This window comes from Saccharothrix australiensis, assembly GCF_003634935.1.
Lineage (GTDB): Bacteria > Actinomycetota > Actinomycetes > Mycobacteriales > Pseudonocardiaceae > Actinosynnema > Actinosynnema australiense.
This window is the reverse complement of record NZ_RBXO01000001.1, coordinates 2,210,917-2,227,917: the sequence shown is the minus strand read 5'-3', so window position 1 is coordinate 2,227,917 and position 17,001 is coordinate 2,210,917. Positions and strand designations below refer to the sequence as shown.

The 17,001-nt window shown below is 67.4% G+C and carries 18 protein-coding genes; 10 read left to right on the top strand and 8 right to left on the bottom strand.

Features of this window, described 5'->3' with window-relative positions:
* The first annotated feature begins 31 nt into the window (after positions 1 to 31).
* The 6 genes from C8E97_RS10605 (at position 32) to C8E97_RS10580 (ending at position 5,882) form a co-directional block, all read left to right on the top strand.
* Positions 32 to 1,033 (top strand): site-specific integrase, encoded by a 1,002-nt coding sequence (locus C8E97_RS10605; RefSeq protein WP_246018793.1) that lies wholly within the window; start codon positions 32 to 34, stop codon positions 1,031 to 1,033.
* 284 nt (positions 1,034 to 1,317) lie between these two features.
* The gene (locus C8E97_RS34395; RefSeq protein ID WP_121003940.1) at positions 1,318 to 1,626 is read left to right on the top strand and encodes a hypothetical protein; all 309 of its coding nucleotides are present in this window, start codon (positions 1,318 to 1,320) and stop codon (positions 1,624 to 1,626) included.
* On the top strand, positions 1,623 to 2,252 hold the full coding sequence (locus C8E97_RS10595) for a helix-turn-helix domain-containing protein (protein ID WP_170211734.1): 630 nt from the start codon (positions 1,623 to 1,625) through the stop codon (positions 2,250 to 2,252). The genes C8E97_RS34395 and C8E97_RS10595 overlap by 4 nt, the downstream gene beginning before the upstream one ends.
* The gene (locus C8E97_RS10590; protein WP_147455047.1) at positions 2,249 to 2,455 is read left to right on the top strand and encodes a hypothetical protein; all 207 of its coding nucleotides are present in this window, start codon (positions 2,249 to 2,251) and stop codon (positions 2,453 to 2,455) included. Before C8E97_RS10595 ends, C8E97_RS10590 begins: the two co-directional genes overlap by 4 nt.
* Positions 2,452 to 3,438, top strand: coding sequence for a hypothetical protein (locus C8E97_RS10585; protein WP_121003932.1), 987 nt, complete (start codon positions 2,452 to 2,454; stop codon positions 3,436 to 3,438). The genes C8E97_RS10590 and C8E97_RS10585 overlap by 4 nt, the downstream gene beginning before the upstream one ends.
* Positions 3,435 to 5,882: a cell division protein FtsK gene (locus C8E97_RS10580; RefSeq protein WP_121003929.1), complete on the top strand. Its 2,448-nt coding sequence runs from the start codon at positions 3,435 to 3,437 to the stop codon at positions 5,880 to 5,882. The genes C8E97_RS10585 and C8E97_RS10580 overlap by 4 nt, the downstream gene beginning before the upstream one ends.
* Here the strand turns inward: C8E97_RS10580 and C8E97_RS10575 are convergent.
* Positions 5,850 to 6,326 carry a very short patch repair endonuclease gene (locus C8E97_RS10575; RefSeq protein WP_121003926.1) on the bottom strand — a complete coding sequence of 159 codons (477 nt, stop codon included), beginning with the start codon at positions 6,324 to 6,326 and terminating at the stop codon, positions 5,850 to 5,852. The two genes, C8E97_RS10580 and C8E97_RS10575, sit on opposite strands and share 33 nt — an antisense overlap.
* Positions 6,327 to 6,424: 98 nt before the next feature.
* Positions 6,425 to 7,174: a hypothetical protein gene (locus C8E97_RS10570; RefSeq protein WP_170211732.1), complete on the bottom strand. Its 750-nt coding sequence runs from the start codon at positions 7,172 to 7,174 to the stop codon at positions 6,425 to 6,427.
* A 419-nt stretch (positions 7,175 to 7,593) separates the two neighbouring features.
* On the opposite strand from C8E97_RS10570, the gene C8E97_RS10565 reads away from it, so the two are divergent.
* From C8E97_RS10565 to C8E97_RS10550, 4 genes are all read left to right on the top strand, one after another.
* Positions 7,594 to 8,628, top strand: coding sequence for a nucleotidyltransferase domain-containing protein (locus C8E97_RS10565; RefSeq protein ID WP_121003920.1), 1,035 nt, complete (start codon positions 7,594 to 7,596; stop codon positions 8,626 to 8,628).
* A 185-nt stretch (positions 8,629 to 8,813) separates the two neighbouring features.
* The gene (locus tag C8E97_RS10560; RefSeq protein WP_246019351.1) at positions 8,814 to 10,157 is read left to right on the top strand and encodes a ThiF family adenylyltransferase; all 1,344 of its coding nucleotides are present in this window, start codon (positions 8,814 to 8,816) and stop codon (positions 10,155 to 10,157) included.
* Positions 10,154 to 10,618, top strand: a complete 465-nt coding sequence (locus tag C8E97_RS10555; RefSeq protein WP_121003914.1) for a Mov34/MPN/PAD-1 family protein — start codon at positions 10,154 to 10,156, stop codon at positions 10,616 to 10,618. Before C8E97_RS10560 ends, C8E97_RS10555 begins: the two co-directional genes overlap by 4 nt.
* A gap of 95 nt (positions 10,619 to 10,713) precedes the next feature.
* Positions 10,714 to 12,090: an SAVED domain-containing protein gene (locus tag C8E97_RS10550; RefSeq protein ID WP_170211728.1), complete on the top strand. Its 1,377-nt coding sequence runs from the start codon at positions 10,714 to 10,716 to the stop codon at positions 12,088 to 12,090.
* Between the two features lie 21 nt (positions 12,091 to 12,111).
* On the opposite strand, the gene C8E97_RS10545 is transcribed toward C8E97_RS10550, so the two are convergent.
* From C8E97_RS10545 to fxlM, 6 genes are all read right to left on the bottom strand, one after another.
* Complete coding sequence (locus tag C8E97_RS10545) at positions 12,112 to 12,627, bottom strand: Mov34/MPN/PAD-1 family protein (RefSeq protein ID WP_211346962.1); 516 nt, start codon at positions 12,625 to 12,627, stop codon at positions 12,112 to 12,114.
* Positions 12,624 to 12,920, bottom strand: a complete 297-nt coding sequence (locus tag C8E97_RS35205) for a hypothetical protein (RefSeq protein ID WP_211346961.1) — start codon at positions 12,918 to 12,920, stop codon at positions 12,624 to 12,626. The genes C8E97_RS10545 and C8E97_RS35205 overlap by 4 nt, the downstream gene beginning before the upstream one ends.
* 118 nt (positions 12,921 to 13,038) lie before the next feature.
* Complete coding sequence (locus C8E97_RS10540) at positions 13,039 to 13,911, bottom strand: ThiF family adenylyltransferase (RefSeq protein WP_211346960.1); 873 nt, start codon at positions 13,909 to 13,911, stop codon at positions 13,039 to 13,041.
* Positions 13,908 to 14,450 (bottom strand): hypothetical protein, encoded by a 543-nt coding sequence (locus C8E97_RS10535; protein WP_121003910.1) that lies wholly within the window; start codon positions 14,448 to 14,450, stop codon positions 13,908 to 13,910. The genes C8E97_RS10540 and C8E97_RS10535 overlap by 4 nt, the downstream gene beginning before the upstream one ends.
* A gap of 3 nt (positions 14,451 to 14,453) precedes the next feature.
* Entirely contained in the window at positions 14,454 to 15,416 is a 963-nt protein-coding gene (locus C8E97_RS10530; RefSeq protein ID WP_121003908.1) for an SMODS domain-containing nucleotidyltransferase, read from the bottom strand.
* 355 nt (positions 15,417 to 15,771) lie between these two features.
* Complete coding sequence (fxlM, locus tag C8E97_RS10525; protein WP_121003906.1) at positions 15,772 to 16,971, bottom strand: methyltransferase, FxLD system; 1,200 nt, start codon at positions 16,969 to 16,971, stop codon at positions 15,772 to 15,774.
* Positions 16,972 to 17,001: the final 30 nt, after the last annotated feature.

The window sequence follows — 17,001 nt, the reverse complement described above, 5'->3', positions numbered from 1 at the left end:
CCTGCCATCGTTGGACGGATGTCGGCGGACCATGCCGCGCAGCGGCTTCGCCACCAGGACAGCAGCTCAGGCGGCGTTGGGCAAGGTGTTGGAGTATGAGCGGACCGGCATCGTCACCGACGACAAGCAGACCGTCGCCGTCTACTTGACCACCTGGCTGCACGACAAGACGTTGACGCTCAAGCCGACGACCACGGCGCGCTATCACGACTACGTCTGTAAGGACCTCGTCCCCGCCCTGGGCGCGGTGCGATTGGACACGCTCAACCACCAGCACATCGCGCTGTTCATCGACAACCAACTGGCCGCCGGACGAGGTCCGATCACCCTGCGGCGCTGCGGCGCCACCCTGTCCAGCGCCCTCACCGACGCCGTCCGGCAGCGGCGGTTGGCGCACAACCCAGCCCGCTACGCCCTCGTACCGCGGCCACCGAAGTACGAACCCACCTGCTGGTCACCGAGCGAGGCAGCACGGTTCCTGCGCTACTGCCACGACCACGACGACCCGCTCACCGACCTGTTCGAGGTCATCATCGGCACCGGACTACGCAAAGGCGAGGCGCTGGCCCTGCACTGGGACGACATCAGCCTCGACGACCACGTGGCGTTCATCCGCTACACCCTGTCCAACATCAACAACACCACACCGGTCCTCACCACACCCAAGACCAAGAGCAGCCGCACCTGGATCGGCCTGTCCGACCGCGTCATCACCGCCCTCCGCCACCAACGGCTCCGCCAACCCGGCGACGACCTGGTCTTCCACCGATCCGACGGCAGGCCGCTACGGCCCGAATACGTACTCCACCACTTCCACCAACTCACCAATGCCGCCGGACTACCCAGAATCCGCGTGCACGAGTTACGGCACTTCGCCGCCACCACCATGCTCAACTCGAACGTGCCGCTCGCCGTGATCTCCCGCGCGATACGTCACTCGACCCTGTCCACCACCGAAATCTACGGCCATCTGCTACGCCACGTCGCCCACGACGCCGTCGCCCACGCCCTGAACGAGGCCGACGTCGCCTGACTCGCAGGGCGCGACCACATTGCGACCACAACAGCCGAAAACGACACCAGCGGGTCTGCCTCGAAAGGCAAACCCGCTGGTCATGACCGTCGGGACGACAGGATTTGAACCTGCGACCCCTTGACCCCCAGCGGGACAAGGGGTGTCCACAGTGGTCCTGCCCGGTCCGTTGTGGCTGGTCGAGTCCGGCGGCAGTCCAGGTCAGGGCCTCCAGTCCGGCCCCGTCCAACAGGTCCGTGAGACGCCTGTGAGACGGGACCCGAGCACCAGAGGTCCTGTTCACGATGAGCACCACCCACTTCCCCAGCCCCACGACTACGCCGCTCCGACGGCCACCGCGGCGCCTTCGCCCGCCCTTCGACATGGAGGACAGCGGGACCTTCGACAGCCAGCAGCCGGACGAGACCACTGACCAACTGCACGCTCATCGCCACGCCGACCGCGTCACCGCTCTCCTGGAGCCGCTGGACGGCGTCGAACTGGGTGAGCACGACCGGCACGTGATCGAATGGCTGGCCACCCACGACATTTCGGTGGTCGGCACCGTCGCCAGCCTTCTCTACCGCGCACGCGCCGTGGACGGTGCCTGGTGAGCGTCGAAGCCATCAGCTGGGCGCTCAACCACGCCCCCATCCCCACCGACCGCAAGGACGCCTCGACGCTGGCGATCACGCTGATCGCACTCGCCAACCACGCCGGCCCCGACGGTCGCGACGCGTTCCCGTCGGTCGAGCGGATGATGCGCTACACCCGCCTGTCCCGACGTACCATCCAGCGTTCGCTGCGGTCGCTGGAAGAGTTGGGCCTGATCAGGCCGGGCAACACCCACGTGCGCGACGCCAAGATCCCGGAAGCCAACGCGCGACCCCAGGTCTACAACCTCGCGCTGTCCACCAGGTTGTCCACAGCCCTTGGCGAGAGGCGTCAGGATGACGCCCCTCTGACCAGCAGGGGGCGTCAGCAGAAGCGCCTGGGGGCGTCAGCAGCGACCAGCGGGGGCGTCACCACGACGCACAAACCGTCCTTCAACCGTCCAGATAACCGTCCCGCGCCGAGCGCGCCCCCGACGGGGCGCTCGGCGGTGCCACCGGTGTGCGGGCAGTGTGACGCCCGCGACTCCGACCCGGTCAGCGCCCGCGTCGTGTGGCTGGACGAGGACCGCACGCGGTCGGTGCCGTGCCCGCGCTGTGCACCACCGCGAAACGGGAGTGCCCGATGAGCCGGGTGCACCTGTTCTACAAGGAGCCGCCGAGCCTCGCTCACCCCAACGGCTGGCGTTCCTCGCCGCACTGCCTGGAGGATCGGACCGCCGCCGAGGGGCTGCGCGACGCCACCAACCTGCTGTCGGGCCGCAGCGCCGCCGCGCGTCGCACCTGGCACATCGTGGAGTGCCCCGGTGAGGACTGCGGAGTGCAGCGATGAACACCTCCATGCCCTTCCCCGAGCCGAACGACGACGACGTGGAGGGCGCTGTGGCCGAACTGGAGAAGTACGTCGCCGCCCACGCCCCGGCCGCCGCCGACCAGGCTCCACCCGCTGTCGCACCAGCCACCAAGCGGGTCCGGGACCTCCGTGCCGAGGTCGACGAGGCCCACGTCCTGCTGGAGTTGCAGGCCGACGCGGCGCCGCTGCTGGTGGACACCGGGCGTGTTCGACGCAGCCGCAAGCGCGCCGCCGAGGCCGCCCGCCTCCACGCCCTCGCCCAGGACCCGGCCGCACGGGCCTGGCAGGCGTCACGGGTGCGCTTGGTGCTCACCGTCGTCGCCTTGGCCGCGCTGGTCGGGGCATTGGGATGGTCGACTACGGGCGTGCACCACACGCTCACTCGCGGCATGGTCGAGCGCACCGCCGCGTGGTGGGGGGCGTGGGCGGTCGAACCGGTCATCTCGGCGGTGCTGCTGGTGGTCGTCGGCGCACGGGCATTCCTCGCGACCCGTGGCCGGGTACTGCACCATCCGCACCTGGCGGTGGTCGAGTACGGGGCGCTGGCGGTGACGCTGACGCTCAACGTGTGGCCGTACCTGCCGTGGGTGTCGGTGCCGTGGGCGCGGTTCGACCCGATGCAGCTCCTGGCCCACGCCATCGGCCCACTGGTCGCGGTCGGCGCCGTGGCGGTGCTGCCGATCATCTGGACGGCGTTCACCGACCTCGACCACGGTCTACCGGTAGGCCCTACTCCTACCCCCACCAGCCCGGAGTACAGGCAAAACGCGCCTGGCACCGCTGCGGCACAGCGCGGGACCACCGGCGACCGAGTGGCCCTACTGGTAGACCGCGCTCGGTGGATGATCGCCTCCGGCCGGCTGTCCGCCGACCCGTCCGCCACGCGGCTGCGGGAGGCGCTGGGATGCGGAACCGACACGGCCCGCGAAGTCCGTGATGCCCTCCGCAGGGGTGCTGCATGAGCCTGACGATGCAGGGCGACAGGGGCGGCGAGTTGATCCCGTTCCCGAACGCCCCCGTCGAGGAGAACGCCGAGAACGCAGGTGCGGTGGAAGCAGCCGTACCTGCCTTGGACGGCGAGCTGATCACCGAAGCCGAGTACCAGCGTTCCCGCGTCCACCGCCTGGCCGAGTCGGCGGTGTCCCGCCTGCCCGCCCAGTGGCAGACCCCCGAGTCTGCCCGCCAGGCCGGGGTTGAACTGGTGAACCAAGCGCTGCTGGTGCCGATGCGCTACCCGGCGGCGGTTGGGCGCGGCCTGGCGGTATCGGCCCGCGCCTGGTGGGCGTGGGTACGGGTAACGGACTTCTACGAGGCGTCCAAGGCCGCCGACCGGCTGGCCGACAAGTGGCAGGAGATCGCCGTCGTCCGCCGCCGTCGGGGCGTGATCTCCCTGGTGGCGGTGAGCGCGGTCAGCCTTGCCAGCCTGGTCGCTGAACTGACTGTTGGCTCCTTGCCGCTGGTGGTCTCTGCCAGCGTGATGTCTGTGGTCTTGGCGGCGGCCGGTCGACGCCGGGAGGGTGCGGGTGGACGCAGCACCCGCTTGGGCTCCCGGTCGTTGGCGTGGCTGATGAACGGCGACCACCTGGTGGTGGCCTTCCGAGACGCCAAGCTGATCGGCCGCGACGAGTCGCTGATGCTGGTCAAGGCGCCGCGCCACGACGGTGCCGGGTGGGCGCTGACTCTCGACCTGCCGCCGTCGCGCAAGGCGTCCGACGTGATCGGTAAGCGGGAAGCCCTGGCCTCGGCGCTGGCGGTGGACGAGGTGCGGCTGATCGTGGAACGCGTCCGGGGCGACGACGGCCACGCCGGGCGACTGGCGCTGTGGGTGGGCGACGCCGACCCGTACGCCGCCGACCCGATCCCCAGTCCCCTCGCGTCAGCGCCCAGCTGGGACCTGTGGCAGCCAGTGCCCTTCGGCACCACCGCCCGCGGCACGACCGTGAACTTGCCGGTGGTGTGGACTTCCTTGCTGATCGGCGCGATCCCTCGCCAGGGCAAGACGTTCGTCGCCCGCCTGCCGCTCACCGCCGCGGCGTTGGACCCGCACGTGCGACTGATCATCGCCGACGGCAAGGGCGGCAAGGACTTCCGCCCGTTCGAACAGGTGGCACACCGCTTCATCCGAGGCTCCCGTGAGACCGACGCCCGCCGGCTGATTCGCGTGCTGGAAGAGTGCGCGGCGGACGTGGCCGACCGGTTCGACCGGCTCGCCGAGATGGATGACGAGTTGTGCCCCGAATCCAAGGTCACCCCGGAGATCACCCGCGACCCGACCCACCGGATGCCGCTGACCGTGATCGGCATCGACGAGGTCCAGAACTTCCTCGGCCTGGACGTGCCGCTGGACGACGACAACCCCAAGGGCAAGAAAGTGGGCGCACGCATCTGCGAACTCCTGACCTACATCGCCAAGACCGGCCCAGCCGCGGGCTACTCGCTGATCCTGGCCACCCAGAAGCCCGACGCCCAGGTCATCCCAGACGGGCTGCGCGGCCAGCTCGGGACGCGATTCGCGCTGAAGACCATGACCTGGCAGGCATCGGAGACCATCTTGGGCGCGGGCACCTACAGGGCCAGCATGGACGCCTCCAAGCTACTGACCAGCCACAAGGGTGTCGGCCTGCTGCTGGGTGCCGATGGCGAGACCGAGCTGTCAGCCGGGGAGGCGGTCACTGTGCGCACGCACCTGCTGCACATCACCGCGATCCGCGCCGCTTGCGAACGCGGCCGAGTGCTGCGCGAGCAGGCCGGGACGCTGACCGGGGACGCCTCCGGAGAGCACGACCTGGCGGTGCTCGATCCGACGGCAGCCGCACGCCTGGCCACCGAGGTTGCCACCGCCACCGCCGGTGCACCAGAACTCGCAGGTGCCGAGCCAGGACGCGAATCACCGGAAGTGCTGACGCTGCTGGCCAAGGTGATCAGCGAAGACGAACACGGCCTGGTGGCTCGATCAGAGCTGGCCGGGCGTATCGGTTGGGAAGTCAAGGCGTTCGGTGAGGCACTGCGCGCCGCCGGAGTTCCCTCAGCGGGCAAGCGACGGATGCCGGGCCACGACAACCCGGTCAGCGTGGCCGACCTGGACATGATCCGCGCTGTCATCCACGGCAGCTTAGGCCGGAACGGGGTCGGCACAGCTGTGCCGACCCCGCCTGGCCGTTCCAACTCCGCAGCAACGACCGGAACGGCATTGACCTGGCACGACGGGGAACGTTCCACTGTGCCGATCAACCGCGGTTCCTGCTTAAGAACGTCCCGCACAGGCCCGTCGAGGGCCTTGCTCCGACTCCTCAGCACGTCGCCGAAGGTTGGCACAGCGGGCCGGGCTGACCCCAAACCACCCCTCCACCCTTGGCAGGCGCGAGGACCGAATTCAGCTACCTGCATGAGTGGGGTCAACGGCTGACCGGGCGGTGCGCATCGCGACGAGTTCGAACACGCGTTGCGCGGCCTCCGCGAGGTCTTCGTGTTCCCACACCCGGACCACCAACCACCCCGCCTTGGCGAGCCGGGCGTCCGTGTCGCGGTCACGCAACGCGATCCCCCTCAGCTTCAGCCTCCACCACTTTCGGTTGCTCTGCGGGAGCTGGCCGTGCACCGGGCAGGAGTGCCAGAAGCAACCGTCGACGAACAAGGCGATGCGGGCACCGCGCAACAGGATGTCAACCCGCCTGCGCCGATCCGTCCCGGGTGGTGAGCGGTCCACGACGAAGCGCAGTCCCTTCCGATGCAGCGCGCTGCGCAACGCCAACTCCGGTTTCGTGCCCGACCTCCTGACACGCCGCATCAGCTTCGCCGTGGCGGGGTTCGCAGCAGAAGGCGTCGGCCCAGGGTTCAAGTAGCTGTACATCGCTTCAGGTTGCCAACGACGTCCGACAACCTGACTGCTCCGGGACACGGGGCGTCGCAGCCAACCGCGCCACTCGGTGCTCGCCCAGGTACGACGACTCAGGCGTCACCCGTGATGGCTCGAGGGTCGAAGGCGTGCCCACGTTGGCTGTAGGGGACGCGGCGGCCGTCGGAATCAACGTCAGCGGACACGTAGACGCAGCGGGCACCAAGGATCCCGGCGACGCGCATCATCGCGAGGGTGAGCGGGACGCTGCCACCGGTGACATCGATGAGCACGCGATCGGCAGGGACGCCAAGGGCGCGGAGTTGGTCGAGGACCTTGTCGCAGTCTTCGACCGCGGCGACCGGGCTGTGTGCGTCGTCGATCAGGGCGGGCTGGAACGCGATGCCGTCAGCAGCCAACTCGGTCGCGACGCCATCTGCCATCGGCGCGGTTCGGGGGGTCAAGATGCCGACGACCGTCTTAGGCGTGCTCTCCTCGCAGAGGAACTCCGGGACCTCCGGCGCTCGGTCACGGCGCTGGTTGCGCAAGTACGGGTTCGAACGAGCGCTGATCGGCAGAACCAAGACGTCAGCGGCTGGTAGAGGGGTGAAAGGCCTACGAGCACGTTCGCCACGACGACGTACCCAGGCGTTGCTGGCGACGCCGATCAGGACCGCGAGGGTGAAGACAGTGATCACGGCCAGTACGCGCAGCACACCATTGTGTTGAGGTCGTCCGGGGTCGCCGAGCCAGTCGACGAACAGGTCAGGCACTACGGGAATCAGCAGGACTGCGACGAACACGCTCTCCAGGTGGCGTCTGGCACCGAAGATGCGATCCCCCGCCCAGATCAAGACCCTCATGCTCATCCCCACGTCGAGCGGCCAAGGGCCGACACGAACCAAGTTCAGACTGCACAGCGGCTGCTTGTCGCCGATGACTCACGGAGGGTAGCTGTCGAACTCATGCCGATCATCATGGCAGGCAAACACCCCAGACACTTCTGGACTGTCCATCCGCACCAATCACAACGGATCAATCGTTCACCCTCCGAGGTGATCAACCAATAATAATCGCCATCTACAGTTGACCACTATTACCAGAGTGATGCTATTCCGGATAATGTACACCGATCCGTCCTCACCCTACGTATCCGTCCATGTGATCAGCGTCACGACCATTGCATCGCCGTAGGACGTCGCTATCATCAAGCAACCACTCAGCGGTGACACTTCTTGCGCTCACCCGATCGCAAGTGTCACTAAAGGGGAGGGAGCAGTGAGTGGCAAACCTCGCCAAGTCGTTCAAAGCTGCACTGAGCCAGATCGAACCGGAGGAGGACGCGAAGAACGCCCAGGAAGCGCACAAGCAGGTCACCGAGGCGCTGGAGGCAGACGACCGATTGAAGAAGTTGGGCGTATCGACGTTCCTGATCGGGTCGTACGGTCGGCACGTGTCGATCAAGCGGGTCAAGGATGTCGACGTATTCGCCCGGCTGACCAAGGCGACGTCATCGCTGCGCCCGGGAGACATACTCGATCATGTGACCGAAGTCCTGGAGGAAGCCTTCCCGGACTGCGTGGAGCGCCAGCACCGCTCTGTGATGATCAAGTTCCCCGACTTCGACCTGTCGGTCGACGTAGTCATCGCCCGCCCTTGCGTGTACCACCCGGATGACCACTGGCAGATCCCGGAGAAGATCGAAGACGACGGTCGGGCGAGCTGGGTCGAGACCAACCCGATCAAGATGGCTGAGCTCACGACAGCCGCGAACAAAGACTTCCTGCTCAACCCGAACGACGATGAGAGCGGCATCTACATGCCGATGGTGAAGCTCATTCGACAGGTTCGGCGAACCTGGGTGGACGACCAGCCTGGCGGCTACTACTTCGAAGTGCTCACCTACCACGCCTTCCAAGACTTGCAGCCCGACGAGAGCACGATCGCCAGTTACTTGTCCGTGATCCTGGGAGGGATCGCCGAACGACTACCCGATTACGTGGATGAGGGACCGGACGACCCCACCCTCGACGATCGCACGATCAAGACGAAGGCAACGGCAGAGCAGATCGAGGCAGCGGCCGAGAGGATCGCTGAAGCGGCTGCGTTGGCGAAGAAGGCACTCGAAGAAGAGGACCCCTGTAAGTCCGCAGTGCTATGGCGAGACCTGCTGGGTGAAACGCAGGACATCGAAGAGCCCGAGCACGTGTTCCCCCTACCCGACTACTGCAACCCCGACGGGTCCACCAAGTCTTCAGGTCGCGCACTGGTCAAGGGAGCCCCGGCCGTGCCGGCGGGGCAAGATCGGTACGCATGATCAGCCCCTTTGCGGCGGCTGCGGACCAGTGGCGGGAAGGACTGGTGGCACTCGGGTTCACTGACGACGGTGATCACCTCTGTGGCCCGGTACCGTGGCACCGCTCGACGGCTGACCAGACGAACATTGCTCGTGTGGAGATCCGACCTGGGCCGACCTTCCCATTCCTACCTCCCAAGGTGATCATGCTGGACGCAGGAGCGCCGTTCGAGACCACGTTCCACGCGAATGCTGACGGCTCCTTGTGCCTCTGGACGGATGATTGGGCGGTCGACCAGGCTCCCTGGTTGGTCCCGGACGTACTGCTGGACCGCATCGGTGGCTGGCTTTGCAAGACTGCGGCCGGTTGGCCCGGCGATGACGACTGCGACCTGGAGCGCTACCTGAAACAGGAGCACGCCGATCGCAGGCTGGTGCTCTACGACGCTTCCGCCTTGACAATCGACCGCGCCGTGCGCACCGGGCCTGGACCGAACCCGCATACGATCTCGATCACGAACGAGCGCCGGCGAGTCGGCGACCTCGACGCGCGGCGTAAGGACCGCAATTTGGCATGGGTGGCCGATATCGGCTGCATCACGCGGCCCCTGCGGTCTTGGGACGACGTTGCCGTCGCGCTCGGCCCTCGTGCCGTAGAGGTGAGGCGGTTGATCGCCGTCGGTGTCGTTACCCACATCCTCTTCCTTTACGTGCGCGGCACGAGGCAAGGCGTCCTCGTGGTGAGGGTTCGAAAGTCGTCGGACGCCATCCAGGTGACCGCCTGTGAGAGCGCCGATGTCAGCGCTGCGACGCGCATGATGCGTGCAGGCTCGGCTGCTCCGGAGCTGTCGACCACTCGAATCGCTATCGTCGGTTGCGGTGCAATAGGTTCCTTCGCGGCCGACGCGCTGTTCCGCGCGGGTGCGCGCAGGCTAACGCTCGTCGACGGCGAACGCCTCCGCCCCGGCAACGTGGTGCGGCACCTCGCTGGCAACGGGTACGTCGGTTGGCTCAAAACCGAAGCGGTACGGGCGTGTCTGAGGGCTGTCGATCCCGACGTCACCGGTATCCACCTCCCCTGGGGCCGTCTTGACGACCTGGAGGAAGCGGAAGACCTCATTCGCGACCACCAAGTGGTGCTGGACGCCACGGGCAGCGGCTATGCGAGCAGCCTGTTGGCGACGGCGGCCGAGTCGATGGGCCGTTCGACGGGGCACGCGGTGGTCTCGGCATGCGTGCAGCGCGATGGTGACGTCCTCAGGGTGGATCGGATGCCGCTCCGCAGCGGCGAGAGGTACCTCCCCGCTCTTCCCCGCCTCGACAGCGGCACCCGGCTCCAAGAGCGTGGTTGCGGCAGCGCGGTTTCGCCGACGCCACCAGGCGCGGTGGTGGCCGCAGCGGAACTCGCGCACCAGGTCGTCGTCGGCGCTGCCTTGCTGACGTGTGAACTGCCCGCCAGCATTGCCGTCGTGCGGCGCCCTCAACCTGAGCCGCTCTACAACCGGATCGGCACGATGACCAGTGACGTCCTGCAAGATGCGGCGTCATGAAGCCCCGGAAGGCCCAGGCCGAGGTGCACGCTGACGCAGCGACCACGATCTCGGAGTTGGCCTCAGCCGCGCACCCGCGGGAGACCGGGGGGTTGCTGCTGGGCTGGTGGGTCAGCGGCCGAGTGGTCATCCGGTACGCCATCGAGGTACCCGACCCCAACGCAACGACGAACTCCTGGAGCAGGGACGAGAGTTCAGCACAGGCCGCCCTCGACATGGCACTTGCCGAGCACGAACACCCGTGGCTCGGGTACGTGGGCGACTGGCACAGCCACCCGGCAGGGCATGGGACGAGCGGCCAGGACTTGACGTCCATACGGCGGGCGTCGATCGCCTACGAGCAGCCGCTGGTCCTCGTCGTCCACCGGACCGACGGCCTGATCGAGATCACTGTCGCGCACCGAGGCGCGCACCCCACCACTCGTGCCCCGACAGCGGCACGGCAAGGACAGGAGGCTTGATGAACGGGCAGCGCCCAGCAGCGGGTCCACCGTCCAGGTCCGGCGTTCGACGCAACGGGGACAGGTTCCAGGACCTGTTCGTGTGGGGGGCCGCCATGCGCGTGATCGGCCCTGAGCGCCGCTTCTCGCAGGTGGAGGTGGAGATCAACGACGCGGGGAACTTCGACGACGTGGTCCTGCGCAGCAGCACCGGAGAGCCTGACATTCTCGCGCAGGTCAAGTGGGCGACCAACCCAGCCGACCTGGTCAACGAGGGCTACCTCACCGCCACGTCCGGCAAGAGCAAGTCGTTATTGCAAAAGATGTACGACAGCTACGTCAAGCTCAGCGGCAGCGGTGCAACCCCCGTCCTGCGCTTGATCACCAACCGGGCCCTGGATCACGCCGACCCGCTGCTCGGGCACGTCGACGGCCGCACCGACCTGCTGATGCCGTACGCGGGCCATACGGAGCTGACGAGCGCAGCCGGGCGAGCTGTGGACCGATGGGCGGGTCACGTCGGTGCAAGCCGCCTCGAACTGCTCTCGATGCTGGAGCACCTGCAATTCGTCACCGGGAGGACGGTCAGCGCCGAGGAAGACCACGTCCGCACGTTGATGGTCGCCGCCGGCCTTGACGGGAGTGCCTCTTCCCTTCAGCACGGGCTGAACACCGTTGCGAGCTGGGTTACCGGCGGCAAGCGGATCATCCCCGAGGAGGACATCCGAAGCACGGTGGAGTCCCTGCATCCGACGCCTCCATCAGCGATCTTGCTCGTCCAAGCCATAGATGCCGATCCCCATGCCGAGGACGCCACCATCGCCCTGAACTGGGTGGATCTGTTCGACGGTGACAACGCCCAGGTTCGCGTTCAACCGCGGTGCGCTTCGGACTGGGCTCGGATGGAGCAGGAGATCATGGACGCCGCCGCAGCACTGGAGAGGGACGGTTGGCGCTCCACCCTCATCGGGGGTGCCATGCGCCAAGCGACGTTCTTCCGCGTTGGCGCCGCGCTCCCCCGTGTACGCGGCCACACCCTGCGATACCTCCAGGGCGGCGAGCTGTGGTCCACAGATGCACTGAAGGCTGCCATCCCCGCGCCGCAACTCCGACGACAACAATTGGACTTCGGTAACGACCTGGCCGTCGCCATCGGGGTCGCCGTCGACCCGACCTCAGCGGTGATCGCGTACCTGAAGGACAACAGCGTGCGAGCCAGCCGCCTGCTCACCATCCAGCCAGGTGGGGGGAGCGACGACCAGTCCATCGCCGGTGCGGGGCAAGCCGTCGCCTATGCAGAAGCGATCCGGAACCTGGTCCGCGAGGAACTCGACGAGTTGCCGGGCACCGAACGCATCCACCTCTTCATGGCAGGTCCAGGCGGTCTCGCGCTCCTGCTCGGGCACAGGTGGAACCGCACGCGGGTCACCACCGTTTACGAACACCTCGGCGGGCACCGGGGGTACACCACGGCGTTCGAGGTGGACAGCTGACGGGCCACCCGCTTCACTCGGTCACGTACCTCGAAGTTCCTCCGGGATGAGCAGGACTTCGGATTCGACCGGCACAGCTGTCACCCCCGTCGTGGTGCAGGCCCAACCCACAACACGGGTGGTCGCTGCCGGCAAGAGGGGGCCGATCACGATGGCGAGCACGACGTCGAAAGCGAGCGCAGGATCGGCCAGCAGGGTGGAGTAGGTGAGGAGGTCGCGTGGGCTCGGCACGGCGTCCGCACGGGGATGCGTGTGCCACTCACCGATCCAGATGCTGCCGTCAGTGCGAAAAGCGGCTTCCGCCAAGTGCTGGGCATGCGCGAGGTCGCGCAGGAAGTAGTTCGGGGTCCGTATCGCCGCTGGCCCAGGGGTACCTGCTTGCCGCACGTGTGCCGTGCCGTCATCTTCGACGCGTCCCAAAAGGATCCCGCCGGTCTCAGCACCGTCGTCTGCCTCGGTCACGGTCCGGCGGATGGTTCGGGCGCTGTCCGGAGCCATCACGATCCGCCGCACAGCACCGGGGTTGGCATCGTTCACGGCTCTTCGCAAGTGGGGCAACCCGGGCGAGGAGGGCTGTGCGGCAGCCAGCGGATGTCGCCGTTGCGGTCCAGGTCGAACGGGGGAGCCCAGCCGAGTGTCGGGCGCAGCCCGAAGATGGCGTGCTCACCGGGCAATTTCTGGTCGGAATGACCTTTCCGTTCCAGCACCGTGGCCACGGCGGCCTTGGCAGCCATCTGGCCGACGAGGTGCAGGTCCCCTCCGACGGCAGTCATCGGCCGGTGCGCGGTCCCCGTGCCGTACCCCAGGTCGAGGGCGGGTTCGGGATCCACCGCTCCTCGGGCTACGAGCGCCTCGCGACGGCAGGTCAGGCAGCCGTGGTCGGCCCAGGGGCGCAGCCGGATGATCTCGCCGACCGCGCCGTCTTGGAGTACGCAGGCGAGAACGGCGTCAGTCCCGTGCGCGTCGCGCCAGGTGGCTGACGACACGACGCGCTGCCACGCCGTCGGCCGTGCACAGCACGACGCCGACATCCCGAAGACGAGGTCTGATCAGGTGCGCCGCGGCGATGACGTCCACGGGCAGCGTGTCCACGTGAGTGGCTGGCCACGCCTCGGCCAGTTCCTGCTTGACCGCGTCGACCTTCAGCCTGCCGACGTGCTTGACCGAGGAGACGTGGCGCACCACGTTGTGGCTGAGCAGGCGGTCGGGGTCGACGAGGACGATGCGCCCGACGCCGTAGCTGGCCAGGGCGTGGGCGCCGGCTCCGCCGATGCTGCCCACCCCGACGAGCATGACCGACTTCTCTTCCAAGTGGGCAACCGGCCAGTGTCCGGCCAGCTGTGGGAAGCCGTGTTCAGCGGACACCACGTCTATGGCTACCGGGCGTGCGGCGGCCGGGATGACGTACCAGGCAACCATTTCGGGGATGTTGATGTCCGGGAACTCAGCCGGTGCTTCCGCTGACACGGTCAACGCCACGTAGTCCTCGACGGCCGAAGGGTTCAACCAGCGACCGAAGACGTTCTCCTTGAAAGCCTTGAGGGAGATCTCCCGGCCGGTGTTGCGCGCGTGCCACCACAGGAGGTGCAGCGCGGGCGCAGCCCGGTACCAGCGGTGCTGCCCTCGGGCGTCCCCAGCGCTGAGGAAGTGGTTGGCGGAATGCAGCGGGGTGGGCATCACCGGGTTAAAGCCGTCCGACACCGCGATCACCGCGCCGACGTTGTCCGGATCCGATACCCGGAAGGTGATCTGGCCCCACTGACCACCTTCCTTCATGCGGCGAGCCGCTTCGCCCGGGACGAGCACGAGCAGGTCGTTCACGCCTGACCTCCACCAGGGGAGAGCTCTTCGAGCGCCTGCTCGACCAGGTGATCGCGGCTGGCGTCGTTGACGATGCCGTTGATCGTCATGGATTCGATGACACCGCTCTTGAGCAGCGCGTACTCGACGCGCCAGCCCGCCGCCTTCAGCAGCAGCTCGGTCACCGACTGCCGGCCGGTCCACGTCGAGTAGTCCTGCAACAGGCACAGGCTGCCATCACCCATGACGTGGAACCGGGTCTGCCTGTACTCGATCAGTTCGGGCTTCGGGTCGAGCGGGAAGATCGCCGGTGGCACCATCGGGTAGGCATGTCCGTACTGCACCCTGATCGGCATGCCGTCCTGCCCGACCAGTTCAGCCAGGCCTGTGGGCTCGGGCCGGTGGAACGGCCACCTGGGCAGCCGCCCTTCCCAGCGGCCAGCTCCTTCACCGCACCACGTCAGCTCGGGGAACAGCTTGGCCACTTCGTGCTGATCACGAGCCAGGCGCCGGGGCTCGCACTCCCACCAGGAAACGGGTACTTCGCCGTTGGTGTTCATCGGTTAGCCCTGGGGCGCGTCCACGACCGGCCGCGGGACGTACAGGAAGGAACCGGCAGCGGTCCCCGAACTCTTCTCCTCCGGGGCTGGGAGGTCATCCCCGAACAACTCCCGCCAGAGCAACGCCGCTCCGTCGCTGTCGCCATCGGCTGCGGCCGCACATGCCTCCTCGGCGATGTCACGCGCGGACTCCAAGGCGGTGCGGAGCGCCTCGGTGTCGAGGTCAGGCTGGATCACGCCACAGTGCCCGGCCGGGTCCACCACGCCATAGTTGACCTCGACCGCGGCGGCGGTGAAGAACGCCTTCAACGCCTGTGGCCGCGTCGTGTCAGTGGGGAGGCACTTCAGGGCGAGCACCTCCATGACCAGCGACTTGACCTTGGTGGGAACGCCGTGGCGCCACAGCTTGAGCACGCGCACCGTCGGGCGGAAGTACGACCAGTTCTCCTGTCGTTCCTTGACCTGCGCAATGAGGTACTCCGGGTCAGCAGTGCTCCAGCACTCCTTCCGCTTGCTGGGGACCAGTAGGGTGTTGTCCGCTTGGCGCAACACGGGCATGACGTCCACCGTGAACGCGTCATCCTGCTCAGGCGGGTCGATGAAGCACTTGACGGCGCGATCGCGCGGCTTGGCCAAGCGGACGAGCTCCTCGACGGTCCCGCCGCTATCGCCCAACAACCTCTTGACCATCTCGCGGACCACCTCCAAGGCACCCGCCGAGGAGTCGCCGGGCTGCCCCCACTCCGGGTACGCGGCCGCGTCGAAGACCATGATCAGGTCGACGTCGTGCACGGGCTTGAGCTGGGTGCTGCGCGCCAACGAGCCGGAACCGAACACCTCCAGTACACCCGGTTCCCCCTTGAGCGCGCCCTTGAAGGCATCCCGTCGCTCGCGGGCCAGCCTCACCTGCTCGATGTCGGCGTTGACAGTCTGCTGGAAGGTGTCGAAAGCCTTGGTCAGGTCCACTACTGCGCCTCATCTCGTTGACGTATCCGCACGAGCCGTCACCGCGACGGGAGCAGGGATCTCCTCGAACGCAAGTCGGCCGTGTTGCATCACGGGATGACGATAAACACGACCCCCGACAATTTTGCGCCGCCCAAACTCTGCAAGATCAAAATGATTGCTCTACATGCAAGTTTCGATACGTCGAAGGTTCGAATAGTCGGGGCGGTTCCACCGGACACCCAAAGCACGGCGCCAGCACTACAACATTAGAACCCACGAGCCGCGCTACGGGTCACCTCGGCTGCCTCACGCCAGAAGACGCAGATCAGGCCGCTGCACCTGCAGGCACATCGTCGGCTCAAGAGTGCACGAATCAGGATTCGATGATCAATTCAGTCCACCGCTTGTTGATGACAAGACCTTCTACGGGGTGCTCACCGGAGTAGGCGATCACGACCGGCTCGCCAGTGCGATTGGTACCCCACGCGCGGATTTGATCGGACAGCTTCCGCGCGAGGCGTTCCCCAGCTTGACCGTGGCCGATCGCACCGAGTTCGGCGCGGGCGCCGCCGCTCTGATCCGGGTCCACGCGCCGGTAGGTGAAGTAGGCCAAAGAGTCGCCTTCGGCGAGAGCGGGGCTGCGGCTGGGGATGGCGGGAGTGCACACGCCGCTGTCGACCGCGGTCTGGCCTGCGGCGATGCGGCAAGTGGCTGGTTCGGTGGCGGTCATGCGGAGCCAGACGCCGTCGAAGGGCTCTGAGTCGCCCACCGTGACCTCGGACCAGACCTCGGTCTTCGGCGTGCTCAAGACGCCGTGCAGGAGTTCGGGGTCGATGTCCTGGTCGGCGTCCCAGTACAGGGTGACCTGCTCATCGTCGTCGAGGTGGGCGGAGCGCTCACTGTCCTGGCCGATCATGGGCACGAAGCCGCACAGCTTGACCGAGTCCGACCGCAGCAGGTCGTCGTCGCGGACGAAGGCGACGCTGCGCGTCTGGCCGCGCCAGCGCAGGGGGACGACCAGGCGACCGCCGGGAGCCAGCTGTTCGCGCCATGCGGGTGGGATGTCGAACGCCCCGACGGTGACGATGATCCGGTCGTAGGGTGCGTTGTCAGGTGCCCCGAGGGAGCCGTCGGCGGTGATCACCTCCACATCGGCGAAGCCGGTGACGCCCAAGCCCGCGCGGGCACCTGCGGTGACCTCTGGGTCAATGTCGACGGTGGTGACGTGACCGGTCGGGCCGGTCAGCGTGGCGAGCAGGGCGGCGTTGTAGCCCGTACCGGCGCCGATTTCCAGGATGCGGTGGCCGGGCTGGACGTCGAGCTGGTCGAGCATCATGGCGACCACGGTGGGCACGGATGCGCAGCTCAGGGCGGCGCCGTCGGCGGCGCGCTTGGTGATCACGGCCTGGTTCGCGTAGGCGTCGGTGAGCTGCGTGGCGGGCACGAAGCGGTGCCGGGGAACCTCGCGCAGGGCCTGCTCCACCGCGGCGGTGCGGGCGTGGCCAGCGGCCTTGATGCGGTCGACCATCGCGGCGCGCAGGGCCTCATGCGAGGAGTCGGTGGTGGTGTTCATCAGTTCCTTCTCGGTGCGGGCGGGCGGATG

Coding starts and splice junctions, on each gene's coding strand:
- C8E97_RS10605 (WP_246018793.1), top strand. CDS start 32: ATGCCGCGCAGCGGCTTCGCCACCAGGACAGCAGCTCAGGCGGCGTTG.
- C8E97_RS34395 (WP_121003940.1), top strand. CDS start 1,318: ATGAGCACCACCCACTTCCCCAGCCCCACGACTACGCCGCTCCGACGG.
- C8E97_RS10590 (WP_147455047.1), top strand. CDS start 2,249: ATGAGCCGGGTGCACCTGTTCTACAAGGAGCCGCCGAGCCTCGCTCAC.
- C8E97_RS10585 (WP_121003932.1), top strand. CDS start 2,452: ATGAACACCTCCATGCCCTTCCCCGAGCCGAACGACGACGACGTGGAG.
- C8E97_RS10580 (WP_121003929.1), top strand. CDS start 3,435: ATGAGCCTGACGATGCAGGGCGACAGGGGCGGCGAGTTGATCCCGTTC.
- C8E97_RS10575 (WP_121003926.1), bottom strand. CDS start 6,326: ATGTACAGCTACTTGAACCCTGGGCCGACGCCTTCTGCTGCGAACCCC.
- C8E97_RS10570 (WP_170211732.1), bottom strand. CDS start 7,174: ATGAGGGTCTTGATCTGGGCGGGGGATCGCATCTTCGGTGCCAGACGC.
- C8E97_RS10560 (WP_246019351.1), top strand. CDS start 8,814: ATGCTGGACGCAGGAGCGCCGTTCGAGACCACGTTCCACGCGAATGCT.
- C8E97_RS10555 (WP_121003914.1), top strand. CDS start 10,154: ATGAAGCCCCGGAAGGCCCAGGCCGAGGTGCACGCTGACGCAGCGACC.
- C8E97_RS10550 (WP_170211728.1), top strand. CDS start 10,714: ATGCGCGTGATCGGCCCTGAGCGCCGCTTCTCGCAGGTGGAGGTGGAG.
- C8E97_RS10535 (WP_121003910.1), bottom strand. CDS start 14,450: ATGAACACCAACGGCGAAGTACCCGTTTCCTGGTGGGAGTGCGAGCCC.
- fxlM (WP_121003906.1), bottom strand. CDS start 16,971: ATGAACACCACCACCGACTCCTCGCATGAGGCCCTGCGCGCCGCGATG.